The sequence below is a fragment of the Curtobacterium sp. 9128 genome, assembly GCF_900086645.1.
In the GTDB taxonomy this organism is placed as follows: domain Bacteria; phylum Actinomycetota; class Actinomycetes; order Actinomycetales; family Microbacteriaceae; genus Curtobacterium.
The window spans coordinates 1,825,318-1,845,906 of the sequence record NZ_LT576451.1 but is presented as its reverse complement, the minus strand read 5'-3'; the positions used below and the strand labels follow the sequence as shown (position 1 = coordinate 1,845,906).

Annotated in this window: 20 protein-coding genes; 6 read left to right on the top strand and 14 right to left on the bottom strand. The window is 71.3% G+C overall.

Going from position 1 to position 20,589, the window contains the following annotated elements:
- Positions 1-46 precede the first annotated feature (46 nt).
- The 7 genes from QK288_RS08925 to QK288_RS08895 all read right to left on the bottom strand — a co-directional run bounded on the left by QK288_RS08925 (position 47) and on the right by QK288_RS08895 (position 7,288).
- On the bottom strand, positions 47-1,276 hold the full coding sequence (locus QK288_RS08925; RefSeq protein ID WP_281267447.1) for an ABC transporter permease: 1,230 nt from the start codon (positions 1,274-1,276) through the stop codon (positions 47-49).
- Complete coding sequence (locus QK288_RS08920; RefSeq protein WP_281267446.1) at positions 1,273-1,971, bottom strand: ABC transporter ATP-binding protein; 699 nt, start codon at positions 1,969-1,971, stop codon at positions 1,273-1,275. The genes QK288_RS08925 and QK288_RS08920 overlap by 4 nt, the downstream gene beginning before the upstream one ends.
- On the bottom strand, positions 1,968-2,972 hold the full coding sequence (locus tag QK288_RS08915; protein WP_281267445.1) for an efflux RND transporter periplasmic adaptor subunit: 1,005 nt from the start codon (positions 2,970-2,972) through the stop codon (positions 1,968-1,970). Before QK288_RS08915 ends, QK288_RS08920 begins: the two co-directional genes overlap by 4 nt.
- Positions 2,973-3,091: 119 nt before the next feature.
- A complete protein-coding gene (locus tag QK288_RS08910; RefSeq protein WP_281267444.1) occupies positions 3,092-4,768 on the bottom strand; it encodes a ribonuclease J in 1,677 nt (558 codons plus the stop codon).
- 47 nt (positions 4,769-4,815) lie between these two features.
- A complete protein-coding gene (dapA, locus tag QK288_RS08905) occupies positions 4,816-5,793 on the bottom strand; it encodes a 4-hydroxy-tetrahydrodipicolinate synthase (RefSeq protein WP_281267443.1) in 978 nt (325 codons plus the stop codon).
- Between the two features lie 152 nt (positions 5,794-5,945).
- A complete protein-coding gene (locus tag QK288_RS08900) occupies positions 5,946-6,458 on the bottom strand; it encodes a dihydrofolate reductase (protein WP_281267442.1) in 513 nt (170 codons plus the stop codon).
- Complete coding sequence (locus tag QK288_RS08895) at positions 6,458-7,288, bottom strand: thymidylate synthase (protein WP_281267441.1); 831 nt, start codon at positions 7,286-7,288, stop codon at positions 6,458-6,460. Before QK288_RS08895 ends, QK288_RS08900 begins: the two co-directional genes overlap by 1 nt.
- A gap of 90 nt (positions 7,289-7,378) precedes the next feature.
- Between QK288_RS08895 and QK288_RS08890 the strand changes: the two genes are divergently transcribed.
- Complete coding sequence (locus tag QK288_RS08890; RefSeq protein ID WP_281267440.1) at positions 7,379-8,287, top strand: TIGR01777 family oxidoreductase; 909 nt, start codon at positions 7,379-7,381, stop codon at positions 8,285-8,287.
- Here QK288_RS08890 and QK288_RS08885 read toward each other — a convergent pair.
- Together QK288_RS08885 and dapB are read right to left on the bottom strand one after the other, a co-directional pair.
- A complete protein-coding gene (locus tag QK288_RS08885) occupies positions 8,284-8,691 on the bottom strand; it encodes a tetratricopeptide repeat protein (RefSeq protein ID WP_281267560.1) in 408 nt (135 codons plus the stop codon). The genes QK288_RS08890 and QK288_RS08885 overlap by 4 nt on opposite strands.
- A gap of 71 nt (positions 8,692-8,762) precedes the next feature.
- Positions 8,763-9,509, bottom strand: a complete 747-nt coding sequence (dapB, locus tag QK288_RS08880; RefSeq protein ID WP_281267439.1) for a 4-hydroxy-tetrahydrodipicolinate reductase — start codon at positions 9,507-9,509, stop codon at positions 8,763-8,765.
- Positions 9,510-9,532: 23 nt separating this feature from the next.
- Here dapB and QK288_RS08875 point away from each other — a divergent pair, with 23 nt between their 5' ends.
- Positions 9,533-10,039: a GNAT family N-acetyltransferase gene (locus QK288_RS08875; RefSeq protein ID WP_281267438.1), complete on the top strand. Its 507-nt coding sequence runs from the start codon at positions 9,533-9,535 to the stop codon at positions 10,037-10,039.
- Positions 10,040-10,565: 526 nt separating this feature from the next.
- Here QK288_RS08875 and QK288_RS08870 read toward each other — a convergent pair.
- The gene (locus tag QK288_RS08870; RefSeq protein ID WP_281267437.1) at positions 10,566-11,168 is read right to left on the bottom strand and encodes a histidine phosphatase family protein; all 603 of its coding nucleotides are present in this window, start codon (positions 11,166-11,168) and stop codon (positions 10,566-10,568) included.
- Positions 11,169-11,173: 5 nt separating this feature from the next.
- Entirely contained in the window at positions 11,174-12,511 is a 1,338-nt protein-coding gene (locus QK288_RS08865) for a pitrilysin family protein (protein WP_281267436.1), read from the bottom strand.
- 238 nt (positions 12,512-12,749) lie between these two features.
- Between QK288_RS08865 and QK288_RS08860 the strand changes: the two genes are divergently transcribed.
- The 3 genes from QK288_RS08860 to QK288_RS08850 all read left to right on the top strand — a co-directional run bounded on the left by QK288_RS08860 (position 12,750) and on the right by QK288_RS08850 (position 15,166).
- The gene (locus tag QK288_RS08860; protein WP_281267435.1) at positions 12,750-13,400 is read left to right on the top strand and encodes a TetR/AcrR family transcriptional regulator; all 651 of its coding nucleotides are present in this window, start codon (positions 12,750-12,752) and stop codon (positions 13,398-13,400) included.
- Positions 13,401-13,556: 156 nt separating this feature from the next.
- Positions 13,557-14,522 (top strand): ferritin-like domain-containing protein, encoded by a 966-nt coding sequence (locus QK288_RS08855; RefSeq protein ID WP_281267434.1) that lies wholly within the window; start codon positions 13,557-13,559, stop codon positions 14,520-14,522.
- Between the two features lie 116 nt (positions 14,523-14,638).
- Entirely contained in the window at positions 14,639-15,166 is a 528-nt protein-coding gene (locus QK288_RS08850) for a YbhB/YbcL family Raf kinase inhibitor-like protein (RefSeq protein ID WP_281267433.1), read from the top strand.
- A gap of 269 nt (positions 15,167-15,435) precedes the next feature.
- Here the strand turns inward: QK288_RS08850 and QK288_RS08845 are convergent, their stop codons facing one another.
- Positions 15,436-17,703, bottom strand: a complete 2,268-nt coding sequence (locus QK288_RS08845; RefSeq protein WP_281267432.1) for a polyribonucleotide nucleotidyltransferase — start codon at positions 17,701-17,703, stop codon at positions 15,436-15,438.
- 278 nt (positions 17,704-17,981) lie between these two features.
- Here QK288_RS08845 and QK288_RS08840 point away from each other — a divergent pair, with 278 nt between their 5' ends.
- Positions 17,982-19,145, top strand: a complete 1,164-nt coding sequence (locus QK288_RS08840) for a hypothetical protein (protein WP_281267431.1) — start codon at positions 17,982-17,984, stop codon at positions 19,143-19,145.
- Here the strand turns inward: QK288_RS08840 and QK288_RS08835 are convergent.
- Together QK288_RS08835 and QK288_RS08830 are read right to left on the bottom strand one after the other, a co-directional pair.
- Complete coding sequence (locus QK288_RS08835) at positions 19,126-19,386, bottom strand: ferredoxin (RefSeq protein ID WP_281267430.1); 261 nt, start codon at positions 19,384-19,386, stop codon at positions 19,126-19,128. The genes QK288_RS08840 and QK288_RS08835 overlap by 20 nt on opposite strands.
- Positions 19,383-20,537, bottom strand: a complete 1,155-nt coding sequence (locus QK288_RS08830) for an NADH-ubiquinone oxidoreductase-F iron-sulfur binding region domain-containing protein (RefSeq protein ID WP_281267429.1) — start codon at positions 20,535-20,537, stop codon at positions 19,383-19,385. The genes QK288_RS08835 and QK288_RS08830 overlap by 4 nt, the downstream gene beginning before the upstream one ends.
- Positions 20,538-20,589 lie beyond the last annotated feature (52 nt).

Below are 20,589 nucleotides of genomic sequence, written 5' to 3'. Positions count from 1 at the left end.
AAACCGACGGAGCCCCGCCGCACGAGGCGGCGGGGCACCCGACGGGTCAGTACCGGATCGCGTCGATGACCTTGACGCGCACCGCGACGAGCGCAGGGAGCAGTCCGGCGAGCGCCCCGACGAAGACCGCGGCGCCGATCCCGACGAACGCGGCCTCGAGCGGGAACGGTGCTCCCCCGATGTCGGCGCCGCTCGTGATCGCGGTCCGCACGGTCTCGTTGCTGAGCACCGCCGCCCCGAGCATCACGCCGATGCCCCCGGCGACGGCGGTCCCGAGGACGTTCTCGAGCAGTACGGCCACGAAGATCCGGCCGGCGGAGGCACCGACACCGCGCCGGATGCCGATCTCGCGGATCCGCTGCCGGACGCTCACGAGCGACACGTTGAGCAGCCCGAGCCCGCCGAGCACCAGGACGAGCACGGACACCGCGGCGATGACGCAGCGCAGCGGCCCGAGCGGGTCACCGTCCACCGTGGCACCGGCGTCCATGCGGCTCGCGGTGACCTCGACGCCGCCGCCGAGGGTCCGCTCGGTGTCGCTCGCGATCCGCTTCGCGAGCTGCTTGCCACCCGACGCGGGGATCCAGACCTCGAACGTGCGACTGCCGCCCATCTCCGGGTCGACGACGGTCCCGGCGGCGGCCGTCGTGCGCGCGAGCTGGAACATGCCAGGCTCGGTGTCGTACTCGGACGTCTTGTACTCCCCGACGACGACCGCGGTGACCGCGGGCGTCCCGGGCAGTCGGACGGTCGGGTGCGTCACGAGGTCGGGGTCACCCAGGCGGTCGAGGAAGGCCCGGTTCACGATGATCGCCGGCGCGAGCCGGTCACGGTCGGACTCGGTGAACCATGATCCGTCGGCCATCCGGACCCGGTGCATCTCGGCGTACCCGGGATCGACGGTCTTCGTCCACACGTCGCCGACGCCGTCCGGGAACTGGACCTTCCGCGGCCCTTCCGCCGCCTCGCTCGCGTACGACACGTCGTAGCGAGCAGCCCCGGCACGGAGCTGGTCGAACACCGCGTCCTCGTCGGGCAGGGCGTCCCCCGACTTCGTCGAAGCGGTGAGCTGGAACGTCGCCGGCCGGCCACCGTACTGCTCGTTGAACGCCTCCGTCGCCTTCTCGGCGAGCGATCCGAACCCGACCACGACGGCGAGCGACGCGACGGCGATGGTCACACCGACCAGGCTGAGGACGACACGGCCCCGGTGCACGCGGAGCTCCTGCCAGGACTCGACGAAGGTCCCGACGACGGTGCTGAACACGCCGTTCACGCGGCGGCCTCCTCGAACGCGTCGACCACGAGGCCGTGGTCGATCCGGTGGACGGTGTCCGCTCGGGCCGCGACGGCGGCGTCGTGCGTGATCGTCATGAGCGCGGCACCGGTCTCGGCGGCGACGGTCTCGAGCAGCTCCATCACGATGCGACCGGTGTCGACGTCGAGCGCTCCGGTCGGCTCGTCGGCCAGGATGAGCCGGGGCGAGCGGACGAGCGCCCTGGCGATCGCGACGCGCTGCTGCTCGCCGCCGGAGAGCCGGTGCGGCTGCGTGTCGGCCCGGTCGGCCAGCCCCACACGGTCGAGCATCTCGATGGCGAGACGACGACGACGCCAGAAGTCCTTCCCGGTCGCGTAGAGGAGCGGGATCTCGACGTTCTCGACCGCGGTGCGACCCTGCAGCAGGTTGAACTGCTGGAACACGAAGCCGACGTCGGCCCCGCGGATCCGGTCGCGACGGAGCGACCCGGCCCGGCCGACGTCGACCCCGCCGAACTCGTGCGTGCCGTCGGTCGGGGTGTCGAGCAGCCCGAGGACGTTGAGCAGCGTCGACTTGCCGGAGCCCGAGCGGCCGACGATCGCGGTGGTGCTGCCGGCTTCGACGTCGAGGTCGATCCCGCGGAGGATCTCGAGCGTCGAGCCGTCCGGCAGCGTGACGGACTTCTGCAGCCCGCGGACGGAGACCAGACTCATCCGACCATCACCGCGCCACCCTCGGTGGAGTCGTCCTCGGACTGCTCCTTGCCCGGGACGAACTGCAGGACCTGGTCACCCTCGGCCACCCCGGACTTCACCTCGACCAGTTCACCGTCGTTGATGCCGAGCTCGACGTCGCGCGTCTCGTGCTTCCCCTCGTCGGTGACGACGGTGACGACACCCTTCTGCGCGGTGCCCTGGACGGCCGTGGTCGGGAGGGTCAGGACGCCCTCGGCCTTGCCGGCGGGCACGGCCACGGTGACCTCGAGCCCCGGGAACACCGTGACGTCGCCCGGGACGTCGCACTCCAGCTGCGTCCCGCCGGACGACGACTCCGATCCTGACCCATCCGCGGCGTCGGTGTCCGACGAGGAGGAGTCGGACGCGGCCGCGCTCGTCAACGACAGGTTGGTGCAGGTGAACGGCGCCGGGCCGTCCGTCACCGTCACCGTCGCCTCGGACGGGCGGTTGACCAGGCGGTAGAGCTGCGCGGCCTCGAGCGTGGCGCTCGCGCGGTACGACTCGGGGGCGACGCGGGCCACGGTCGTGCCGATGTCGACCGGTTGCTTCGACACCAGGTCGAGCCCGGACACGGTGCCGGCGGCCGGAGCGGCGACGGTCGAGAAGGTGACCTTGGGCGGGAGCGGGCTGCCGTCGGCCGTGACACCGTCGACCGGGGTCTCGACACGGACGTCGAGGATCGCCGCACCCTGCTCGACGTGGTCGCCGTTCGCCACGAAGAGGCGGTTCACGGTGCCGGCTGCCGTCGCGCGCACCGGGGTGGACGCGACGGAGCGGATCGTACCCTTCGCCTCGACGTCGTTGCTGATGTCACCCTTCTCCACCGTGACGACCGGGTCGTCGATCTTGCCGGTCGGGACCTTGTCGGCCTCCGGCGGCTGGGCGGCGAAGAACGCGAGCCGGACGAGTGCCACTGCGATGGCGGCGAACACCAGGAACTTGAGGCCGGGCCACACCCAGCGACGCAGAACGATCACACAGGAATACTAGTGACCGGCATGCCGACGAAAGATCATGCTCTGGGATGAGATGAAGGCCCGCCGCAGCGTCCGGGACGGACGTGCGGCGGGCCTCCGGTCGGACCGCGCGCGGGGCCCTACGCCTCGATGATCACCGGGACGATCATCGGACGGCGGCGGTGCTTCGTGTTCACCCAGCGGCCGACGGTCCGGCGGACCACCTGGCTGAACGCGTGCTGGTCCCGCGTACCGTTGCCGGCCGCGTCGGCCAGTGCACGGGCGATCTGCGGGCGGACGTCGTCGAAGACGGAGTCGTCCTCGGCGAAGCCGCGCGACTGGATCTCCGGGCCGATGACGCACTGTCCGGTTGCGAAGTCGACCGCGCAGAACACGGAGATGAAGCCCTCTTCCGCCAGGACCCGACGGTCCTTGAGGTCGGCGTCGGTGATCTCGCCGACGGTCGAACCGTCCACGTAGACGTACCCGATGTCGAGCTGTCCGACGACGTTCGCGACGCCGTCCTTCAGGTCGACGACGATGCCGTCCTGTCCGAGGATGACGTTGCGCGGCGGGACACCCGTCTGGATCGCCAGGTCGGCGTTCGCGTAGAGGTGCCGGTGCTCGCCGTGCACGGGCAGGACGTTGCGCGGACGCAGGATGTTGTAGCAGTACAGCAGCTCGCCGGCGGACGCGTGGCCCGAGACGTGCACCTTCGCGTTGCCCTTGTGCACGACCTTCGCACCGAGCTTCGTCAGGCCGTCGATCACGCGGTAGACGGCGTTCTCGTTGCCCGGGATGAGCGACGACGCGAGGATGACGGTGTCGCCGTCGCCGATCTCGATCTGGTGCTCGAGGTTCGCCATCCGGGCGAGGACGGCCATCGGCTCACCCTGGGACCCGGTCGACATGTAGACGATCTGGTCGTCCGGGACGTCCTTGGCCTTCTTCGTGTCGATCAGCACGTTCTCCGGCACCCGCAGGTACCCGAGGTCGGCGGCGATCGTCATGTTGCGGATCATCGAGCGACCCATGAACGCGACACGGCGGTTCGCGGCGGCCGCGGCGTCGAGCACCTGCTGCACGCGGTGCACGTGCGAGGAGAAGCTCGCGACGACGACCTTCTTGCGCGCCCGCATGATGATGTTCTCGAGCACCGGACCGATGTCGCGCTCCGGAGCGGTGAACCCGGGGACGTCGGCGTTGGTGGAGTCCGGCAGGAACAGGTCGACGCCGGCCTCGCCGAGTCGCGCGAACGCACGGAGGTCGGTGATGCGGTCGTCGAGCGGCAGCTGGTCCATCTTGAAGTCGCCGGTGTGCAGCACGCGCCCTGCCGGGGTCGTGATGGCGACGGCGAGGGCGTCGGGGATGGAGTGGTTCACCGCGACGAACTCGAGGTGGAACGGGCCGAGCTGCTCGGTCTGGTCCTCCTGCACGACGAGCGTATAGGGCTTGATCCGGTGTTCCTTGAGCTTCGCCTCGACGAGCGCCAGGGTCAGCGTGGACCCGATCAGCGGGATGTCCTGGCGGAGCTTCAGCAGGTACGGCACGGCGCCGATGTGGTCCTCGTGACCGTGCGTGAGCACGACGCCGAGGACGTCGTCGAGGCGGTCCCGGATCGGCGCGAAGTCGGGCAGGATCAGGTCGACGCCCGGCTGGTGCTCCTCGGGGAACAGCACGCCGGCGTCGACGATGAGCAGCTTGCCCTCGTACTCGTAGACGGTCATGTTGCGACCGATCTCGCCGAGGCCACCGACGGGGATGACCCGGAGGGTGCCCGGCTCGAGGGGCTGGGGTTCGGAGACTTGCGTGGGCATTCGGTCCTGACTGCTTCGGCGGCGCGCGTCCTGCGCGCCGCGGTCGATCAACGGGTGGTGCCTGGCACCTTCGGAAGCGCTCCTCCCGCGGCCGCGTTGCGGTCCGGGCGGAAGTTGGAGAAGTCGGCGCCGGGGATCCCGTGCACGGCTTCGAGGGAGGTCTCGATGGCGTACGCCTCCGAGTCCTCGGGGCCGACGAGCGGCAGACGGACACGGGGGCTGCCGATTCGGCCGAGCCCGTGCAGGATGTACTTCGCCGCGACGGTGCCGGGGACGTGCGTCATCACGGCGCGGACCAGCGGCTCGATGCGCTGGTGCTCGCGCGTCGCGGTGGCGAGGTCACCGGCGTTCACCGCGTCGATGATGGTCCGGTACGGCGTGGACGTGATGTTCGCCGTCACGCCGATGAGTCCGGTCGCGCCGATCGACAGGTGCGGGAGCACGTTCGTGTCGTCGCCGGAGAAGTACATCAGGTCGGTGTTGTTGAGCACGCGGGACACCTCGGCGAAGTCGCCCTTGGCGTCCTTGACGGCCATGATGTTCGGGTGGTGCGAGGCCCGCACGATCGTCTCGTACGTGATCGGGATGCCCGTGCGGCCCGGGATGTCGTACAGGATCACCGGCAGGTCGGTGGCGTCCGCGATCATCCGGAAGTGCGTCAGCACGCCGGACTGCGTCGGCTTGTTGTAGTACGGCGTGACGATCATGACGCCGTCGGCGCCGGCCTGCTCGCTCTGCTTGTAGAGGTGGATCGCGTGTGCGGTCTCGTTGGAGCCGCCGCCCGTGATGATCTTCGCGCGGCCGTTCGCGACGGACTTCCCGACCTCGACCAGCCGGAGCTTCTCCGGGTCGGTGAGCGTGGACGTCTCACCGGTGGTGCCGGTCACGACGATGCCGTCGGCACCGGCGGTGATGCAGTCGTCGATGTGCTGCTCGACGCCCGGCCAGTCCACTTCACCGTCGGCGGTGAAGGGGGTCACGAGGGCGACGAGGACCTGACCGAAGGGATTCTCACGCGGGGACACGGCCACCAGCGTACCGGGGATGCGCGCGGGCGAGGCCGTCCGCCCGGACGGTGCGGCACCAGCGGCCGGCCGGGAGGCTCGGCGCGGCACCGTCACGCCGGTCCCGCCCCACACACGCCACCCACCAGATCGAGGGAGGCGCGCGGCGCGCGCTACGAGCGGCGGCGCCACTCCAGGAAGCGGTAGCGGACGCCCGTGCGGGAGGTCTGCCACGGGCCCTCGTCGACGAGCGACCACGCGTCGTCCAGCGTCGGCGCGACGGTGTCGCCGGCGACCTCGGTGTCGATCACGGTCTCGGAGACCCGGTCCGCGAAGCGCACCGCCGCCTCGTAGACCTGTCCCCCGCCGATGACCCAGACGGGCTCGTCGGTGTCGAGCGCCGTCGCCAGGTCGTGCACGGCCTCGGCACCGTCGGCCGACCACGACGCGTCGCGGGTGAGCACGACGTTGCGGCGACCCGGGAGCGGTCGGAAGCGCTCCGGCAGCGAGTCCCAGGTGCGCCGACCCATCACGACGGTGGCGTCCCCCGTCACCTGCCGGAAGTGCGCGAGGTCCTCCGGCACGTGCCACGGCATCCCGCCGTCCGCGCCGATGACCCCGTCGAGCGACCGCGCCCAGACCAGGCCGACGCCCCGGACGGGTTCGACCCACTGCTCCGTCGGCATCAGACGGCGACCGCGCCCTTGATCGCCGGGTGGTGGTGGTAGCCGAGGACCTGGAAGTCCTCGTACTCGTAGTCGTCGATCGAGTCGCGGTGTGCGATCTCGAGCGTCGGCGGCGCGTACGGCGTGCGGGAGAGCTGCTCGCGGACCTGCTCGATGTGGTTGTCGTAGATGTGGCAGTCGCCGCCCGTCCACACGAAGTCACCGACCTCGAGCCCGGTCTGCGCCGCGATCATGTGCGTCAGGAGTGCGTACGAGGCGATGTTGAACGGCACGCCGAGGAACATGTCGGCGCTCCGCTGGTAGAGCTGGCACGAGAGCTTGCCGTCGTTGACGAAGAACTGGAAGAAGGCGTGGCACGGTGCGAGCGCCATGTCCGGGATGTCCGACACGTTCCACGCCGACACGATGAGCCGGCGCGAGTCGGGGTTCGTCCGGATCTGCTCGATGACCTGGGCGATCTGGTCGATGTGCTCCCCGGACGGCGTCGGCCACGAGCGCCACTGCACGCCGTAGACCGGGCCGAGGTCGCCGGACTCGTCCGCCCACTCGTTCCAGATCCGCACGCCGTGCTCCTGCAGCCAGGTCGCGTTGCCGTCGCCGCGGAGGAACCAGAGGAGTTCGTACGCGATCGACTTGAAGTGGACGCGCTTGGTCGTGACGAGGGGGAAGCCCTTCGACAGGTCGAACCGGAGCTGCGCGCCGAAGATGCTGCGTGTGCCGGTCCCGGTGCGGTCGCCCTTGGGAGCGCCGTCGTCGAGGACGCGCCGGAGGAGGTCTTCGTACGGGGTGGCAACGGTGGCGTCGGGCAGGACGGTCGCGGTGTCGGTCACACCCGAAGCCTAAACGTGACCACCCACACTGGCGAGTCGACGTGCGAGACGTCCCCCGAGCCTCCAGACCGACTGCGTAGCGTGGTCTCCATGACCGAACCGCTCTCGATCCTGGTGGCCGGCGCGTCCGGGTTCATCGGGACCCCGCTGGTGCGTGCCCTGCGCGACGCCGGGCACCACGTCTCGACCCTGGTGCGGCGCGAGCCGCACACCCCGACGGAGTTCCGGTGGGCCCCCGGCAGCCGACCGCTCGACCCCGCGGTCCTCGACGGCGCGGACGTGGTCGTCAACCTCGCCGGGGCGAACATCGGCAAGCTGCCGTGGACGGACACGTACAAGCAGGAGATCCTGCGCTCCCGGGTCGACGCGACGGACACGCTCGTCGAGGCGATGCGGCACGCGACGACCCCGCCGCGCCTGTTCCTGTCCGGGTCCGCGTCCGGCGTCTACGGCGACCGCCCCTCCGACGTGCTCGGGGACGACGCCGATGCCGGGACGGGCTTCCTCGCCGAGGTGTGCACCGCATGGGAAGCCGCCGCGAACCGGGCGCCGGACGGGGTCAGGGTGGTCACGTTGCGGACCGGCATCGTCGTCGGGAAGGGCGGGGGCGCGCTCGCACCGCTCGTGCCGCTCACGAAGGCCGGACTGGGCGGACGACTCGGCACCGGCGGCCAGCACTGGCCGTGGATCGCGCTCGAGGACGAGGTCGGTGCGATCGTGCACCTCGCCACCGTGTCCTCCGCAGCCGAGGTGTCCGGCCCCGTGAACCTCGCCGGTCCGGAACCGGCCGTCGCCGACCGGATCACGAAGCGCGTCGCCGAGGACCTGCACCGCCCGTACCTCTTCCGGATCCCGGAGTTCGCGCTGAAGGCGCTGCTGCGGGACGCCGCGGACGAGATGCTGCTGTCGAGCCAGCAGATGGTCCCGACGAAGCTGCTCGAGTCCGGCTACGCCTTCCGGTACACCCGGGCAGAAGCCGCGGTCGACGCGGCGTTCTAGCGGGAGTGGGCCAGGGCGGTCCGCATCGCTGCCCTGGCTCGCTTCCGATCGCCTGCGGCGTCGTAGACGACCCCGAGTCGGAACCAGGCACGCCAGTCGTCCGGAGCGGCCTCGACCGCGGCCTTGTACTGCGGGAAGAGCTCGTCTGCCGCCGTACGGTCGGGTCGGCCGGACGGACGCAGCGGGACGACGTCGGCCGGGGTGCCGTGCTCGCGTTCGAGGCGGGCACCGAGCCGCGTGATGCGCAGCCCGAACCGGAACTCGAGCACGAGCAGGAGCGCACCGATGGCCGCGACGACGAAGAGCGCGACGCCGATCGCGATGCCCACGGCGAGGCCCGTCGCGATGAACGCCACGGCGCGCTGCCCGACGAGCACGATGTAGAGCGCGAGGAGCACCGTCATCAGGGCGGCGCCCCAGAACGGCGAGCGGAGCTTCACGCGACGCTCCTGGCACATGGCTTCACGCGGTGCTCCTAGCCGATGCCGAGCACGGTGCCGAGCCCGACCGACAGCCCGCGGAGGTCGCCGACCGCGGCGAGGGCGGCGCGGATGCCTGGTGCGTAGGCCACGTCGTCGTTCGTGTCGTGCCGGATCGTCAGGGTCTCCCCCGGGCCGCTGAGCACCACGTCCTGCACGGCTTTGACTCCCGGCAGCCGCAGCGAGTGGATCGGCACGCTCGCGACCTGCTGCCCGCGGGCACGCTGGTCGACGTGCGGGGCGTCGACCGGGCCGACCGCCCGCCGGGCGTCGGAGATGAGCTCGGCGGTGCGCACGGCGGTGCCGGACGGGGAGTCGATCTTGCCCGCGTGGTGGGTCTCGACGATCTCGATCGCCGGGAACCACGGCGCGGCGATCGTCGCCAGGTGGGTGCCGAGGACCGATCCGATCGAGAAGTTCGGCACCACGAGCGTGCCCTGCTCCGGACGTGCATCGAGCGACGACCGGAGCTTCGCGAGACGGTCTGCTGACCAGCCGGACGTGCCGACGAGCACGTTCGCACCGCTCTCCAGCGCGTTCGCCACGATCGCGGGGCTGAGCGCCGGGACGGTGACGTCGACGACGATCCCGGCACCGTTGAAGACCGACGGCCCGGCTTCGTGCGCGCCGTCCTTCGACGACAGGCTGGCGACGAGCTCGAACCCGGGGAGTTCCTCGACGACGGCGGCCACGAGGCCCCCGAGACGACCGGTGGCGCCGACGACGGCGACGGGAGTGACCATGCGCCCCATCCTAGGATCGACGCATGACCACCGAGCGCACCCGGGTCACCGTCCGCATCGTCCCGGCCGACCTGCCGGAGGTCGACGTGCTGCTCGACGCCTACCTCGACGAGCGCGAGGCGACGTTCCCGAGCGCGCAGGGCAGCTACTCGCGGAAGCGGACGCCCGCCGCGGAGTTCACCCCGCCGAACGGCGTGTTCGCGGTCGCCTCGGACGACGTGGGACGGGCGCTCGGCTGCGGCGGGCTCCGGCGCATCGCGGACGACGGCGACGACGTGCGGTTCGAGGTGAAGCACGTGTTCGTCACGCCCGAGGGCCGCGGGCGGGGCGTGGCCACGGCGATCATGGACGAGCTGGAGCGCGCGGCCGCCGGACTCGGCGCGACGTCGATCGTGCTCGACACGAACGACTCGCTCGTCGCAGCCGGTGCGATGTACCGCTCGCGGGGCTACGCGCGCGTCGAGCCGTTCAACGACAACCCGAACGCGACCGCCTGGTACCGCAAGCCGGTGGCCCCTGACGCGCGCTGACGCCCGACGGGAGGCTCGTGGCGGGGCCGCCAGGAGCCTCCCGTCCGGATCACGCCTGCGGTCCGGTGGCGGGGCGGGACGAGTGCGCGGATACGGCGGCGCGCGGCGGCGGCGGAGCGCCGCTTCTGCGCACTCGATGGGGTGGCCGGGCAGGTGAGCCGCCGGACGGGAGGTCCGTGGCGGCCCCGCACCGTGCCTCCAGTCCGGTGCCGGCGGCGGGACGAGTGCGCGGATGTGGCGACGCGCGGCGGCGGAGGAGCGCCGTTCCTGCGCACTCGATGCGGGCGGGCCGGTGAGCCGTCGGACGGGAGGCTCGTGGCGGCCCCGCACCGTGCCTCCAGTCCGGTGCCGGCGGCGGGACGAGTGCGCGGATACGGCGGCGCGCGGCGGCGGCGGAGCGCCGTTTCTGCGCACTCGATGGGGGCGGGCGCGGCTCAGGGCTGCAGGGTCTCGGACGCGCGCTGACGGCGGACGGGAGGCTCGTGGCGGGGCCGCCACGAGCCTCCAGCCCGGATCGCGGTCGCGACTAGAGCGGCTGGTCGACCGGCAGGCCGGTCCGGAGCTCGACCGGCAGGTGCGCCGTGTCGTTGAGGGTCACGAGCTCGGCGGGCTTCGCCGACCGGATGCGGATGATCGTCAGTGCCGTGTGGGCGACGTTCGTCCCCATCCAGCGCCACTCGGGCGCTTGGAAGACCTCGCGCACGAACCAACCGATCACGGCGTTGTGCGTGATGATCAGGTCGTGCCGGTCCTGCATCGCCGGCGTGAACCACTCCGCCACCGCATCGCCCATCTGGGCCTGCCCGGCGATGATCTCCTCCTCGGTGATGCCGCCGTAGAACTTCTTGTACGCCGCGGGCATGTCCGGTGTCGGTCCAGAGGGGATGCAGTCGAACAGCAGCGTCGACGGCTCCGGCTGGATCGCGGGCAACCGCTGCGCGAGGAACGACGCAGTCTCGCTCGGCGCTTCGAGCGGCGAGTGCCAGACGCCGTCGAACGGCACGCCGCCGAGCCGGTCGGCGACGAGCATCGACTGGCGCTTGCCGCGCTCGGAGAGCTTGCCGTCGCGGAGTCCGTGCTCGGCGTCCTGGTGCTCGCCGTGCCGGACGAGGTAGAGGTAGTGCGACATCTCCGTCATCGACCGCCGATGCCGATCGCGGACTCGAGTGCCGAGCGCTCGACGTCGCCGACCACCGACGTGATCTTCGGACGGGTCAGCAGGTCTCGGGCGAGTTCGAGCACGTCGTCCGTGGTGACCCGGTCGACCCGTTCGAGTGCGGTGTCGAGGTCGGTGAACTCGCCGGTGCCGAGTTCGGCGCGGCCGAGCCGGGTCATCCGCGCGTCGGAGTCCTCGAGGGAGAGCGTCACCGCTCCCTCGATCTGCCCCTTCGCGCGACGGAGTTCGTCGTCGGTGATGCCGTCGTCGGCCATCCGCGCGAACTCGGCGTCGACGATCTCGATCACGCCGCCGACCTTGTCGGGAGCACAGCCCGCGTACACACCGAACGCACCGTTGTCGAGGTAGGCGGGCGCGAAGGAGGACACCGCGTAGGCGAGACCTCGGCGTTCACGGACCTCCTGGAAGAGCCGGGAGCTCATGCCCCCACCGAGGACGGCGTTCAGCACGCTCAACACCGGACGACGGTCGTCACGGAGGTCCAGGCCCTGCGAGCCGCGGAGCATGCTCACCTGCTCGGTGGGACGGTGCACCACCGTGAGCTTCTCGACGGCGGGGTCCGCCACGGGCTGCGCCGTGCGCCTGGCGACCGGACGGGCGCGACCGGCGCTCTGGAAGACCTCTTCGACGAGGGCGCAGAAGCGGTCGTGGTCGACGGCTCCGGCCGCGGTGATGACGAGCCCGTTCGGCGCGTAGTGCTCCGCGTAGTGGGACAGGACCTCGTCACGCTGCACCGCGCGGATGCTCTCCGGCGTCCCGCCGATCGGTCGGCCGAGCGCGTGCCCCTCGAAGGCCGCGGCGAAGAACGCCTCGCCGGCGACGTCGGCCGGGTCGTCGGCGGCCATCGCGAGCTCTTCGAGGATGACGCCGCGCTCGACGTCGAACGCATCCGCTTCGAGCACCGAGTTCGTGACCATGTCACCGATCACCCGGACGGCCATCGGCACGTCGGCATCACGGACACGGGCGTAGTAGCACGTGTACTCCTTGGCGGTCGCGGCGTTGTGCTCGCCACCGACGGAGTCGAACGCCACGGCGATGTCGAGCGCGCTGCGGGTCGTGGTGCCCTTGAACAGCAGGTGTTCGAGGAAGTGCGTGGAGCCGTACTGGCCGGCTCGTTCGTCTCGGGACCCGACCCCGACCCAGTACCCGATGCTCGTCGAGTGGGACGCCGGAACGGCCTCGGTCAGCACGCGCACGCCCGAGGGGAGGACGGTGCGGCGGACGAAGGATCCCCCGGACGTCAGGAACGACGTGTCCGGGGCCTCGAGGGGCAACGGCACTGGGTGGTTCATCGCGGTCGAGCCTACTGACGTTCCCCGGGCGCCGGGCCGAAGTCGGCGTGTGCCTCGAAATGGGGTACACAAAGTGAGGACAGACCGACACGTCTGTCTGTCCTCCATGTGCTACAGTTGCAGACGCCGGATCGGTAGCCCCCCCTAGATTCCGATCCGGTGGCTCGGGACATCAGTCCTCGGCGGCACGAGTCCCCCCACTCAGCCGCGGAGCCGATGAGTCCCAAGGAGCCACGCTGTGACGGTCGATTCCCCCCAACCGGCCGTCCAGCGTCTCCTTGGGCCGAGCAATCCGAACCTCGCGTCGTCGGACGGGTCGAGCGTCCCCCCGGCTCCCCGCTCCGGCGGCGCGAAGGTCCGCATCCTCGAGACCGCGACGCGACTCTTCTACGAAGAGGGGATCCACAGCGTCGGCGTCGACCGCCTCATCTCCGAGGCGAGCGTCACGAAGGCGACGTTCTACAAGCACTACGGGTCAAAGGACAACCTGATCCTGGCCTACATCCGGACGCAGCACGAGCGCGTGCAGGACCGGTTCGAGCGCCTCGTCACCGACGCAGGCGAAGCGCCCCGGGCCGTCCGCGCTTGGGTCGACGCCGTCTCGGACGAGGTGAACGAGGCCGAGTTCCGCGGCTGCGCGTTCCTCAACGCAGCTGCCGAGTACCACGACCCGCGCGACCCCGTCCGCCAGGTGGTCGCGAGTCACCGCGACTGGTACACGGAACGTCTCGCGGAACTCCTGCAGGCCGCCGGCCACCCGCTCCCGGGCGACGGCGCCGACGAGCTCATGCTCGCGCGGGACGGCGCCATGTCGGGTGCCTACGCCGGCGACGCCATCGCGGCGACAGCGGCACTCCGTCGTGTCGCCGAACGCGTCCTCGCCGGCTGACGGCGTCCGCCGGTTTCCGCGCACCCCTGGTGACGACCCCTGTTCGGGGGTACCTTGACCGCACGGTCGACCAACCCGCCGATCGTGCCCCGGTCGACCCGTTTCCCTGCAGCGTCGGCCAGGGCCCCGTGCTGCCCGCACGTCTCGAGGACAACGATGTTCGACAACCGTTTCATCCGTCACGCCATCGACCGCAGCGCCGAGAACGCGCTCGACCGACGACGCTTCTTCGCAGCCGCCGGTGTCGCCGGCGCCTCAGCCGGCATCGCCGCGCTCGGCTCGTCGGTGCTCACCGCCGCCCCCGCCTCCGCCACCCCCGAGGAGGACGCCGCCGTCTCCGACGCCGCGATCCTCAACTTCGCGCTCAACCTCGAGTACCTCGAGGCCGAGTTCTACCTCCGCGCCGTGTTCGGCACGGGCCTGACCGACAGCATGATCACCGGCATCGACCCCCAGGGGCCGGTCATCGGTGGCAAGAAGGTGCCGTTCAAGACCGCAGCCATCCGCGGGATCGCCACCGAGATCGCGAACGACGAACGCGCGCACGTCGCGTTCCTCCGGAGCGCGCTCGGGGACGCGAAGGTGTCCCGTCCCAAGATCGACCTGGTGAGCAGCTTCACGGCCGCCGCCCGAGCCGCGGGGGTCGTCGGGCCCACCGGCACGTTCGACCCGTTCGCGAGCGAGGAGAACTTCCTGCTCGGGGCGTACGTCTTCGAGGACGTGGGGGTCACCGCCTACAAGGGCGCTGCTCCCCTGATCTCCAGCAAGACGTACCTCAGCGCCGCCGCCGGCATCCTCGCCGTCGAGGCCTACCACGCCGGCACCATCCGGTCGAAGCTGTACGACAAGGGCCTGCAGGTGCCGGCGAACAAGATCTCGGACGCCCGGGACTCGCTCGACGGCCCCACGGACGACGACCAGGGCATCACGACGTCGAGCGGCGCGGTGAACCTCGTGCCGACCGACGCGAACTCCCTCGCCTACGGTCGCACCGCCGAACGGGTGCTCAACGTGGTGTTCCTGACGCCGAACCAGATCGACAGGGGCGGCTTCTTCCCCGAGGGCGTCAACGGAGCGATCGTCGCCAGCGGCAACCCGGGGAGCGCGACCGGCCCGGCCTGATCCGTCTGGTCGCCGTGGACGCGACCACGACCCGGACGGGAGGCACGGTGCCCGCTCGCACCGTGCCTTCCGTCCGTCTCCGGTCGCCTCCATGGCACGGGTGGTTGCCTGGGTGCATGGCAAACGACCCGCTCTGGCGCCTCCCCGAGGTGCCCACCTTCACCCTCACCAGCCCCGACTTCACCGACGGTGACGAGCTGCCGACGTCCGCGCGCGGCGGCGACGTCGGTGGCGAGGACCGTTCCCCCGCCCTCGAGTGGTCGGGAGCCCCCGAGGACACGCAGAGCTACGTGCTCACCGTGTACGACCCCGATGCGCCGACGGGCTCGGGCTTCTGGCACTGGTGTGTGTCGGACATCCCGGCCGATGTCACGTCGCTCCCTGCCGGTGCCGGCACGGACGACGCGCTGTTGCCCGCTGCGGCACTCCGTCGGCACAACGAGTTCGGGTCGGACACGTTCCTCGGTGCCGCGCCTCCCGCCGGGCACGGGTCCCACCGGTACTTCTTCACGCTGAGTGCGCTCGACGTCCCGCTGCTCGAGGTCCCCGTCGATGCGACCCCCGCGGTCGTCGGGTTCATGCTGCGGGAGCACCTGCTCGCGCGTGCCGTGCTGATGGGCACGCAGGAGACCCCCGCGGAGTAGCGCCGACTCGGGCTCCGTCCCCGCGCCCGTCCCGTCCCCGTCCCCGCCCGTCCCGACTCGAAACGACAGCGTCGCTGTCGTACGACAACGACTCTGTCGTTCGTTGCGGCAGCGGACTGTTGCGGACGCGCGGGAGCGACAAGATCGCTGTCGTACGACAGCGAGTTCGTCGTTCCGAGTCGGCAGCCGGTGCCCCGCCCGCCGCACCCCGCACACGCGGAACGGCCGCCGTCCCGAAGGACGACGGCCGTTCTGCGTGCAGGAGTGGATCAGACGGTGGCGTCCGTGGACTCCTCGCGCGCACCACTGCTGTCGGTGTCCGACTCCTCGGCGACGACCGGCGCGAGCGAGAGCTTGCCGCGGTCGTCGACCTTGGTGACCTCGACCAGGATCTTCTGGCCGACGCCGAGGACATCCTCGACGTTCTCGACACGCTTGCCACCGGCGAGCTTGCGCACCTCGGAGACGTGGAGCAGACCGTCGCGGCCCGGGAGCAGCGACACGAAAGCGCCGAACGTGGCGATCTTCACGACGGTGCCGAGGAACTGGTCCCCGATCTCCGGGTTGGTCGGGTTCGCGATCGCGTTGACCTGGGCGCGAGCGGCCTCGGCCGACGGACCGTCGACGGCGCCGATGTACACGGTGCCGTCGTCCTCGATCGAGATGTCGGCGCCGGTCTCGTCCTGGATCCCGTTGATCGTCTTGCCCTTCGGGCCGATCAGCTCGCCGATCTTGTCGACGGGGATCTGCACGGAGATGACACGCGGCGCGGTGTCCGCCATCTCGTCGGGGGCGTCGATCGCCTCGGTGAGGACACCGAGGATGGCCGAGCGGGCCTCCTTGGCCTGCTTCAGCGCGGCGTCGAGCACCGACGACGGGATGCCGTCGAGCTTGGTGTCGAGCTGGATCGCGGTGACGAACTCCGAGGTGCCGGCGACCTTGAAGTCCATGTCACCGAGGGCGTCCTCGGCACCGAGGATGTCGGTCAGCGCCGCGTAGCGGGTCTGGCCGTCGACGGTGTCGGAGACGAGGCCCATCGCGATGCCCGCGACCGGGGCCTTGAGCGGCACACCGGCGTTGAGGAGCGACAGGGTCGAGGCGCAAACGGAGCCCATCGACGTCGAGCCGTTGGAGCCGAGGGCCTCGGACACCTGACGGATCGCGTAGGGGAACTCCTCGCGCGACGGCAGCACCGGCACGAGGGCGCGCTCGGCGAGGAAGCCGTGCCCGATCTCGCGACGCTTCGGCGAACCCACGCGGCCCGTCTCACCGGTCGAGTAGGGCGGGAAGTTGTAGTGGTGCAGGTAGCGCTTCTTCGTGACGGGCGACAGCGAGTCGATCTGCTGCTCCATCTTGAGCATGTTCAGCGTGGTGACGCCGAGGATCTGCGTCTCGCCGCGCTGGAAGATCGCCGAGCCGTGGACGCGTGGGATCACGGCGACCTCGGCGTCGAGCGGACGGATGTCGGCGAGGCCGCGACCGTCCATGCGGACCTGCTCGGTCAGGATGCGGCCGCGGACGACCTTCTTCGTGACCGACTTGTAGGCACCGCTGACCTGGCCGTTGGCCGACTCCGGGAGCTCACCGGCCGTCACCTTGGCGGCGATGGCCTCCTTGACGCGGGCCTTGAGGGCGTCGTCCGCGTCCTGGCGCTCGAGCTTGCCGGCGATCTTGTAGACGTCGCCGAGCTCGGAGAGGGCGATGGCCTCGACCGCGTCGTAGACCTCGGGGGCGTACGGCGGGAAGACCGGGTAGTCCTGGATCTCCTTGGCCGACTGCGCGGCCATCTTCGCCTGCGCCTCGACCAGGACCTTGAGGAACGGCTTCGCCGCCTCGAGGCCCTGCGCGACGACGGCCTCGTCGGGCTTGGTGGCGCCGCCCTGGATGAGGTCCCAGCTGTGCTCGGTGGCCTCGGCCTCGACCATCATGATCGCGACGTCCTCGTTGCCCGCCTCGTCCGTGACGACACGGCCGGCGACGGTGAGGTCGAAGACGGCCTCGGCGAGCTGCGACGCCTTCGGGAACGCGACCCACTGGTCGCCGATGAGCGCCAGGCGCACACCCGCGATGGGGCCGGAGAACGGCAGACCGGAGATCTGCGTCGACGCCGATGCCGCGTTGATCGCGAGCGCGTCGTAGAACTCGTCAGGAGCGATGCTCAGGACGGTGATGACGATCTGGACCTCGTTGCGGAGGCCGTCGACGAACGACGGGCGCAGCGGCCGGTCGATGAGCCGGCAGACCAGGATCGCCTCGGTCGAGGGGCGGCCCTCGCGGCGGAAGAACGAGCCGGGGATCTTGCCGGCGGCGTACGAGCGCTCTTCGACGTCGACCGTCAGCGGGAAGAAGTCGAAGCCCTCGCGCGGGTGCTTGCCGGCGCTGGTGGCCGAGAGCAGCATGGTCTCTTCGTCCAGGTACGCGGCGACGGCACCCTGTGCCTGCTGCGCGAGACGGCCGGTCTCGAACCGGACCGTCCTGGTGCCGTAGCGACCATTGTCGATGATCGCTTCAGCGAACTTGATTTCGGGACCCTCCAAGAGGATGCCTCCTTGCGTCTGTGATGCAGCAGACCCGGCCTCGGGCACACGCGTGCACGTGCGCTCCACGACGCGGAACGCATGCCTGGCCAGCAGTAGAAGCAGTCGGGACGGAGTCGGCCCGCATGCCACCACCGATGACCAGCTTCGTGCCGGTCTGCGTGCGATGTTGTGTGTCGTCACGGGAAACGGTCCCCGGACGCCTCGACTTTAGCAGTCGGCGGTGAATCGACGGCGAGGCTCGTGGCGAACGGGCGTGTCCCCGATAGCCTGCGTCCATGCGTCGATCCCCTGCCAGACGCGTACTCGTCGCGGCCGCCGTGGTCGTCGGTGCGCTCGTCGCCCCCGTCGTGACCGCTGCACCCGCGAGCGCGACGGACTACCCGACCTGGCAGGACGTGCAGAAGGCGAAGGGGAACGCGGACGCCAAGGCGGCCGAGGTCGAGAAGGTCCAGGCAGCTCTGCAGTCCGCGCAGGCGGACGCCGCTGCCAAGTCGCAGACCGCGCTCGACGCGTCTGCGAAGGCGACGAAGGCCGAGGCGGACCTGAGCGAAGCCACCCAGACCGCCACGAGCCTCCAGTCCCAGGCCGACGAAGCGTCGGCGACCGCGACGCGCGCGCAGACGCGGGCCGGCCAGCTCGCCGCGAACCTGTACCGCGACGGTTCCACGAACCAGATGACCACGCGCATCGCGACCGCGAAGAACCCGGACCAGCTGCTCTACCAGCTCGGCGCGATGGACCAGCTGTCGAGCACATGGGCCGGTGTGATGGACGAGGCATCGGTCGCGGCGAAGACCGCGTCGTCCCTGCACGACCAGGCGAAGCGGGCCGAGGACGAGCGCGCGTCGCTCGCACAGGCGGCCGAGGAACGCTCCGCCGCGGCGAAGACCGCCGAGCAGAAGGCGGACGCCGCCGTCGCCTCAACGAAGGACCACAGCAACGAGCTCTACGCGCAGCTCGCGTCGCTGAACGACACGACCGCCGCCACCGAGCAGCAGTACGAGGTCGGCCAGGCCGTCGCCGCCCAGGCAGCGGCGCAGGCGGCAGCAGCGCAGGCCGCCGCCGAGGCCGCCACCACCACCCCGTCGACCGGCACCTCGTACCCGAGCACCTCCGGCGTCACGGTCGACCCGGCAGCCGCGAAGGCCTACGCCAGGAGCGTCCTCGGCAACTACGGCTGGGGCGACGACCAGTACGGCTGCCTCGTCTCCCTGTGGACGCAGGAGTCCGGCTGGCGCGCGAACGCCCTGAACTCCTCGAGCGGTGCGTACGGCATCCCCCAGGCACTCCCCGCATCGAAGCTCGGTGCCGCCGGTGCCGACTGGCGGACCAACGCGAACACGCAGATCAACTGGGGTCTGGCGTACATCAAGGGTCGCTACGGCACCCCGTGCGGCGCGTGGAACCACGAGATGAGCGTCAACCCGCACTGGTACTGACGAGTCGGAGCGCCTGCACCGGGCACATCGCCACGGCGTCCTGTGCCGCAGCGACGTCCGACGGGGCGAGCGGCACGTCGCGGGTCTGACCCCCGTCACGGGCGATCGGGAAGCCCCACTCGTCGCGGTCCAACCGCTCGGTGAGGAGCTCCGTGCAGAGCCCGCGCCCACGGCACCGCGTCCAGTCCACGTGCAGCGCCGTCGCCCCGGCGCGGGGGCTCGCCCCGGCGCGGCCGTTCATCGCCGCACCGCGCAGGTGCCGCCGAGGTGTGCCTGCACGTCCTGATGGAACACGCTGAGCGCACTCCGCACCATCCGTGCGACACCGTCCGGGTGGTGACACGCACCCCGCCCGTCGACGAGCCCGGTCAGGCGACGCACCTCGCCCGCCAGGTCAGCGCCACGCGCACCGGCGGTCAGCGCCCCGAGCACGTCGGCCAGACGCGGCAGCCCGTTCACGCACGGCCCGCACCGTCCCGCAGACGCCCCGGCGAGCGCCGCCGCGATGCGGGCCGTGACCGAAACCGGGCATGTCTCGTCGTCGAGCACCGCCACCACGCCGGCACCCGGCGAGGCACCCCACGGCCCCAGTCCGTCCGCATCGAGCGTCGCGTCGAGCGCGGCCGCCGGCACCCACGTCCCGCCCCATCCGCCGACCAGCACGGCTCGCGTCCGCGCGGGGTCGGGAACCGCCCTGGAGGCCCGGATCACCTCCCCGAGCACCGTCCCGCCCGCCACCTCGAGCACCACCGCCGTGGCCGGGTCGCGGACGTCGCTGACGGTCACGAGACGGGTCCCGGGTGCCGACGCGGTCCCGATCGAGCGGTTCCACGCCGCGCCCCAGCGTGCGACGAGTGCGGCCTGCGCGAGGGTCTCGACGTTCGAGACGATCGTCGGGCGTCCGCTCGGGCCGCGTTCGGCGAGCCGGACGACCCGGTCGGTCGGCTTCCCCGGACCGCCGGCCACGGCGGACGCGAGCGCTGCGGCCTCGCCTGACACGAACGACGTGTGCGGGAGCACCCGGAGCGTGATCGCGACTGCGTCGTGCCGCTCGGCGAGTGCTCGCTGCACGACGTCGGCGTTCGCCGCGCCGGTCGCCAGGACCGCGTCGGTCGCCCCCACGGCGAGCGCCGCGACGACGAGTCCGTCCAGCACGAGGTGCGGGCTCGTCGCGAGCAGGACGGCGTCCTTCCGGCTCGCGGGCTCACCCTCGGCGGCGTTCCCGATCACGAGGGGTGTGCGCCTGCGCGAGTGGACCGAGGCCGCCGTCTCGGTGCGCGCGGCGGCGACACTCGCAGCGAGCTTGCGCGCGAGCGGGAACCCGGCTCCGCCACGGCCGTCGATGCCGGCGAGCCCGAGCTCGTCGATGATGCCCGGTCGCACGGACGGCATCGGGCCGTGTGTCCGCACGTGGTCGGCGAGTGCGGGGCCTGGCGCTGCGAGG